This is a genomic window from Kocuria tytonicola (genome assembly GCF_003687455.1).
Classification (GTDB): Bacteria; Actinomycetota; Actinomycetes; order Actinomycetales; family Micrococcaceae; genus Kocuria; species Kocuria tytonicola.
In genome coordinates this window covers 1-6,203 of sequence record NZ_PHOA01000123.1, presented here as the reverse complement: position 1 = coordinate 6,203, position 6,203 = coordinate 1, and the positions used below count along the sequence as shown (strand labels likewise).

Here is a 6,203-nt window from a genome sequence, read left to right as displayed (position 1 = left end):
ATGCCACCCCGGCCCAGGGTTCCACGCACCCCGCACCCGCCGACGACGCCGCGGCCACCTCCGCCGCCCGGCCCACCTCCGCGCCGGGCGCCCCCACGCAGCACACGCCCGCGGAGCCCGCTTTCGCGCGCCGGCCCCGCACGTACTTCGACCTCATCCTGGCGGCGTACTGCGTGATCCTGGTGCTCTCCAACATCGGCGCCACGAAGGGTGTGCAGTTCGGTCCGGTCATCACGGACGGCGGGTTCTTCCTGTTCCCGCTCGCCTACGTCCTGGGGGACGTGGTCTCGGAGGTCTACGGCTTCCGGGCCGCCCGCAAGGCGATCCTCACCTCGTTCTTCTTCGGAGTGTTCTCGTCCCTGGTGTTCTGGATCGTGATCGTTCTGCCTCCCGCACCGTTCTACGAGAACCAGAGCGCGTTCGAGGCGGTGCTGGGCCCGGTGCCCCTGATCGTGGCCGGGTCCCTGCTGGGCTACCTGGTGGGGCAGCTGCTCAACGCGTACGTGATGGTCAAGGTCAAGGAGCGCACCCAGGAGAAGCATCTGTGGGCGCGGCTGATCTCCTCCACCATGGTGGGCGAGCTGGTGGACACGGTCATCTTCTGCACCATCGCGGCGCCCGTGATCGGCATCGATTCGTGGTTCGGGTTCCTGAACTACGTGCTGGTGGGCTACGTGTACAAGTGCCTCGTGGAAGTCGTGATCATGCCGGTCACCTACGCCGCGATCGCGTGGGTCAAGCGCCGCGAACCGGACTACGCGGAGGCGGCCCCGCTGCAGGGCTGAGCGCCCCAGCGATCAGCGGTGAGTGCCGCGCGGAAGGACGCGTGCGGCGTCGTCGTCCCCGACGCTCAGAGGCCCAGGTGGGCGAGCTGCGCGGCGATCGAGTGCTCCGCGGCGCGGCGCACCCCGGCGGGGACGTCCGCGTAGACGGCGTCCGTGACGGTCTCCACGCTGGCGCGCTCACCCAGGCCCGCGACGACGCCGCGCACCTGCTCCAGGCGCTCCAGGCGGTGCTCCGCGAGCTCCTCGCACGCGTCCTGCAGGTCGGGCAGCGGCGCACCGTGGGCGGGCAGGCCCATCGCGCCGGATCGCCGGGCGAGCCGTTCGAGCGAGCCCAGGTAGTCGCCCAGGGTGCCGTCCGGGTGGTCGATCATGGTGGTGCCGCGGCCCAGGACGGTGTCCCCGGTGAGGACCGTCTCGGGCTCGTCGTGGTGCAGCAGGAACGAGACGGAGTCCGAGGTGTGCCCCGGGGTGGCCAGCACGCGGATGCTCACGCCCGCCGCGAGCACGCAGTCGCCGTCCCGCAGGGGCTCGCCGCTGTCCCGGCAGAACTCGGGCAGGGCCGCGCGGACGGGGGCGCCGGTGATCTCGTGCAGCCGGTCGATGCCGTCCGTGTGGTCACCGTGGTGGTGCGTCACCAGGATGAGCACCACGGTGCCGGTGGCCGCGACCGCCTGCAGGTGCTCCTCGTCCAGGGGGCCCGGATCCACGACGACGACGTCCGGGCCGGGCCACTCGCCCCGTCCCTGCGCGGACGGGTGCTGCCCGTAGTTCGGGTGCTCCGGGCCGGCGCCCGGCGCGGAGAGGATCCAGGTGTTGGTGCCGTCCAGGGTCATGGGGCCGGGGTTCGGGGCCAGGACCACGCCCGCGCACGCGCTCACGCGGCGCAGGACGCCGGGGGTCGCGTACTCGGGCTGCGCGGCGGTCACGAGCGGACGTCCCGGTCCCGCGGGGATTCAACGACGTCGCCGCGGCCGGTTCGCGCGGTTCGGGACGACGTGCGCGGGGTGCGGCTGAGCGAACCCGCAGCGGGGACGCACCTGGTCTCGCTCAACACGTGAGGCCCTCGAAGCTGCGGATCCCGGGTCCTCCGCCGAAGGGGGCGAGGGAGTCGGGCGGATCGTGTCTCGGGCGTCCGCTCGGTGCCTGCGCCGCGTTCGCGCTGCGCGGCCGGCCCCTCGTGCGGGCCGTGCCGGTTCGCGGGAACGCCGCACGCACCGTGGAGCGTCTCCCCTCGACACCCACCGGGACCGTGGATCCGCAGGCAGTGGACTCCCGGCGGGGCGACGAAGTTCAAGGAAGTCTAACGCGCAGCAGAGAGGCGCCGGTCACTGTGGTCTGCAGGGGATGCTGTGCAGATCGAGGTCCGGTGAGGTCATCTCGGATGCTGAACCGGTCTCCGGAAGCAGTTCCGCAGTGTCTTCTTGGCTACGATTTCGGTGTGATTGAGACCTCCCGACTTTGTCTCCGGCCGCCACGCGAGACCGATGTCGCTGCGGTCTTCGCCTATCGCTCGAGGCGCGATGTTGCACAGTACTTGAGTGTTGGCGTGTGGACGCGGGAGCACACGCTGGGAGAGATGTCCCGGTATGCCGTCGCTCGATTCGATGGGCCAGGAGACGAGCTGGTGCTCCTTGCCGAGATTCTCGAGACCGGTGAAGTGGCGGGCGAAGTGGGTTTGACGTGGCTCGCCGGGAACGCGACCGAGATCGGCTATGTCTTCAACCCGACTCACACCGGCAGAGGCTTGGCGACGGAAGCTGTGGCGGCGGTGTTGGACGCGGCTCGCCATGAGTGGGGGTTCGTCCAGGTGATGGCGAAGACGGACCGCGCCAACACGGCGTCCCGCGCGCTGTGCAAGCGACTGGGTATGACTCTGGTTTCGACGGGAACGACGGCGGACGGGCGCGAAGTCGCGGAATGCACGTATGTTCTTCCGGCAGCCGATGGTTCGCCCTCACCCCGTTGAGACAGGAGCGGAGACCCCTGCTCGGAGCCACCTGGCAACAACGACATGCTCTCCTCCGTCTGACGCGGGGAAAGGCACCCCTGTCGACCTGGCTCGTGGACCCGCATCGGAGGGGGCCTGGCCGCGGGGATCGGTGGTCGAAGCTCATCGTGGGGGACGTTTCGCGTCGACCTACGTTCTCGTTGACGTGCACTCGGACCGGTAGTCGCCGGGGGTGATGCCGAACGCCGCCTTGAACTCGCGGTTCATGTGGGCTTGATCGGTCAAACCGAAGTGGCCTGCCACGCCTGCCAGCGACTCCTGCGGATTGTCCCGGATGTGCTCCGCGATCTCCTGCAGGCGGCGGCGCCGAACCATGTCATAGGGCGAGACCCCGACGTAGCGTCGAGCCAGCCGGTAGAGGCCGCTCTGGGAGATGCCGACAGCCCCGGCAAGGCTGGTGAGCGAGGTGATGTGGCGGCCGGTTGTCGCGAGGTGCCACATGAGGTTCGCTGCGCGAGCAGAGTGGGCAAGGTCTCCAGCGCGGCCCACGAGCCACTGCGACACGACATCCGTGGCCCCGTCCAAGTGACCGCTCCCGGCCAACTCCGCGACACGAGCGTGAAGGTCAGGCAGGTCGACCGGTTCCAGACGATCACGCAGCGATCCCGGGTCGGCAGTGAACACCGGGGTGGCGGCCGGCTTGAGCAGTGCGCCGATGACCCATCCGCTGCCCGTCAGCATGCGCGTGGTGGCCGTGCTGGTCGGGCCGGCCACCGCGGACCCTTCATTGTCGACAGTGAAGTTCAGGGCAGGGAACGCCAGGACTCGCTGATCCGAGCGCTCGCCGTCCGGCAGGTCCCACTCGCACAACCACCACCACGCCACGAGGTCAGTAGCGTCCGGCTGGGCGGGCAGCCGTCGGAACGCGACAGGGAGACGTTTCGGAAAAGGGACCCCGCGCCCGTTCGGAATGGTTTCCTCGGCCATGGCAAGAATCTACAAGCCTGCACCGGTTCCCGAAGCCTACGGTGAGGCCATGGCTGACATCGACACCATGACCACCGGTTCCGCGTTCATGCTTCACGGGCGCCTGCGCTCCATACCAGGGGAGGGGGACGCCCTGGCTGCCATCCTGAGTGAGCAGGACCGCAGCGAGCCGATGCCTGGATGCCGTCTCTACCTGGTCGCTCGTGACCCAGGGGATGCAGACGCCGTGTGGGTCACGGAAGTCTGGGACAGCGAAGATGCGCACCAGGCGTCGCTGCAGATTCCTGCGGTGCAGGCTCGGATCGGGCGAGCAATGCCGATCATTGACATGAAAAGTATGACTCAGCAGCGGCTCGTGGCTGTCGCGGGCGTTCCGATGCCGTCCTGACACCCACCGGGGCCGTGGATCCGCATGCAGAGGACTTCCTCTGGAGTGATGAAGTTCGATGTATTCCAGCGCGGTGGGGAGGGGGCTCCGCTCCATGTGGCCTGCCCGTCCATGCACCGGATGTCCCTATGGTGGGGTCATGTCGGACGTCACACTAACCACCTGTCGTCGCGCCTCGGAGCAGGATGTCGAGGCACTCGTGGCCCTGCGCGCCGAGATGTTCTGCGCCATGGGAACCCAGAACATTGACGGGCCATGGGTGAGTGCCGCGCGGTCGTGGTTTGCCGAGCGCATTCACGATCCTGCCTTCGGAATCTTCGTGGTCGCCTCTGGTGGGTCCGTCGTGGCCTGCTCCGTGGCAGCGATCCGGGACGCTGCACCATCCCCCGGCAACCCGCACGGACGTGATGTGCTCATTAGCAATGTGTGCACGTTTCCTGAGTACCGCGGAAGTGGGTACGGACGGCGCGCTTTCAGCGCGGCGCTGGAGTGGGCGCATCGGACCGGAGTTCCACGGGCTGAACTCATGGCCACGGCGGCCGGGCGCGGCATGTACGCGCGCGCGGGATTCGCGGAGACGACCTTTCCTGCGATGCGGGCTGACATCTGAGAGCGCACCCCCGGACCTCGCCGATAACCGGTCTCGTAGAGTGCATCGACCCGGATTTCCCACCACAGGACCTGGTTCCGCAGGTCCACGTGGTGCCGGAACGGGTGGAGGCCACCATGCGGCCGCTGGGCTGAGCGCAGAACGGGGCACGCGGAGCCGGCCCCGCCTCGATTGCGGCGGGGGCGCCGACCAGTGGGCGGCTACCCCGCCGAGTAGTACGAACCGGACGGGTCCATCCCGGGCAGGAGCTCGTCCACGGTGACGAGCGTGTATCCCTGCTTCTGCAGCGCCGCGATGATCCCCGGCAGGGCCTTCGCGGTGGAGGGGTGGATGTCGTGCATCAGGACGATTGCGCCGGGGTGCGCGCCGCTGAGCGCTCGCTGCGTCGTGCGGGTGGGGTCGAGGTTCTTCCAGTCCTCCGTGTCCACGTCCCACAGCACGAAAGGAAGCCCGGCGTGCGGGGTGCTCCTCGTGAAGGCGCCGTACGGGGGGCGCACGGCGAAGGGCTCGTGGCCCGTGGCCGCGGCAACGGCGGAAGACTGCCGGGTGATCTCCCCCGTGACCTGGTCCGGAGTCAGCGCCGTGACCTGCGGGTGGGACCACGTGTGGTTCCCCACGCCCATGCCCGCGGCGGCCATGCGGCGCACGATGCCGGGGTCCGTCGTGATCGCGGAGCCGATCATGAAGAAGCTGGCGCGGGCCTTCGCCTTCTCCAGGGCATCCAGGATCGCCGAGGTGAAGGGGCCGGGCCCGTCGTCGAACGTCAGGGCGATGCACTTCGCCTTCGTGCAGTCCGTCGTGTGTGCGGGGCGCGGCACGGGGGTCGTGGGCGCGGCGTCCACCGGGCGGGTCATGGCTGCACGCACCTGCCGCCCCCGCGCGGACAGGTAGCGCTGGGGATCGGAGATCCTGGCGGAGAGTCCACTCCTGGGTGCGGGCCCGGTCAGGCCGTGGGAGAGGTTCACGACCATGTCCCCCGTGCTCGTGAAGGACACGTCGGACAGTGCGCGCGAGGGGGTGAGGCTCTCGGCCCCGTTCTCGTGGGATTCGTGCGCCACGGCCTGGGAGACGGCTTTCACCAGACTCTGCCGGGACTTCTCGGCAACGAGGTCCTCCGAGGACCAGCTGGCGTCGCCGTCGCCGTACACCGTGGTTTCCCGCGTGGCGGCGCCGCTCGTGCTCGGACGGCTGACCAGACGCACCCCGTGGAGGGAACCGGCATGCACCACGGGCTCCCACCGCACGTGGAGCTCCGGAGCGGCGGGCCGCTTTCCACCCGCCCCGGTCAGGAACTCGTCCCGCCAGGCGCCGGCCCGAGAGGCCAGGGCCTTCGTCAGGGCCGGCGCCTGCGCCAGCGTGGGCCACTGCAGGGCGTAGCGCGGCGCGCCGCGGGACGTCTCCACGTGGGCGTCCGCGGGGGAGAGGTGGATCGGGGCCGGGACCACATCGGCGGGCCTCGAGGACGTCAGGACCACGGGGCCGGGC

7 protein-coding genes are annotated in these 6,203 nt (G+C 69.7%); 4 read left to right on the top strand and 3 right to left on the bottom strand.

Features of this window, described 5'->3' with window-relative positions; genetic code table 11:
- A partial coding sequence (locus CWC38_RS10610) for a queuosine precursor transporter (RefSeq protein ID WP_240625223.1) occupies positions 1 to 785 on the top strand: 785 nt, incomplete at its 5' end.
- Between the two features lie 65 nt (positions 786 to 850).
- Here CWC38_RS10610 and CWC38_RS10605 read toward each other — a convergent pair.
- Positions 851 to 1,711: an MBL fold metallo-hydrolase gene (locus CWC38_RS10605; protein ID WP_121846702.1), complete on the bottom strand. Its 861-nt coding sequence runs from the start codon at positions 1,709 to 1,711 to the stop codon at positions 851 to 853.
- A gap of 512 nt (positions 1,712 to 2,223) precedes the next feature.
- On the opposite strand from CWC38_RS10605, the gene CWC38_RS10600 reads away from it, so the two are divergent.
- Positions 2,224 to 2,751 (top strand): GNAT family N-acetyltransferase, encoded by a 528-nt coding sequence (locus CWC38_RS10600; RefSeq protein ID WP_121846701.1) that lies wholly within the window; start codon positions 2,224 to 2,226, stop codon positions 2,749 to 2,751.
- Between the two features lie 171 nt (positions 2,752 to 2,922).
- Here the strand turns inward: CWC38_RS10600 and CWC38_RS10595 are convergent, their stop codons facing one another.
- On the bottom strand, positions 2,923 to 3,720 hold the full coding sequence (locus CWC38_RS10595; RefSeq protein WP_121846700.1) for a helix-turn-helix domain-containing protein: 798 nt from the start codon (positions 3,718 to 3,720) through the stop codon (positions 2,923 to 2,925).
- A 49-nt stretch (positions 3,721 to 3,769) separates the two neighbouring features.
- Here CWC38_RS10595 and CWC38_RS10590 point away from each other — a divergent pair, with 49 nt between their 5' ends.
- Together CWC38_RS10590 and CWC38_RS10585 are read left to right on the top strand one after the other, a co-directional pair.
- The gene (locus CWC38_RS10590) at positions 3,770 to 4,108 is read left to right on the top strand and encodes a putative quinol monooxygenase (RefSeq protein ID WP_206059899.1); all 339 of its coding nucleotides are present in this window, start codon (positions 3,770 to 3,772) and stop codon (positions 4,106 to 4,108) included.
- 139 nt (positions 4,109 to 4,247) lie between these two features.
- Complete coding sequence (locus CWC38_RS10585) at positions 4,248 to 4,718, top strand: GNAT family N-acetyltransferase (protein WP_121846699.1); 471 nt, start codon at positions 4,248 to 4,250, stop codon at positions 4,716 to 4,718.
- 200 nt (positions 4,719 to 4,918) lie between these two features.
- On the opposite strand, the gene CWC38_RS12275 is transcribed toward CWC38_RS10585, so the two are convergent.
- Positions 4,919 to 6,203, bottom strand: a 1,285-nt coding sequence (locus tag CWC38_RS12275) for a polysaccharide deacetylase family protein (RefSeq protein ID WP_206059898.1), incomplete at its 5' end; no start/stop codon positions are given.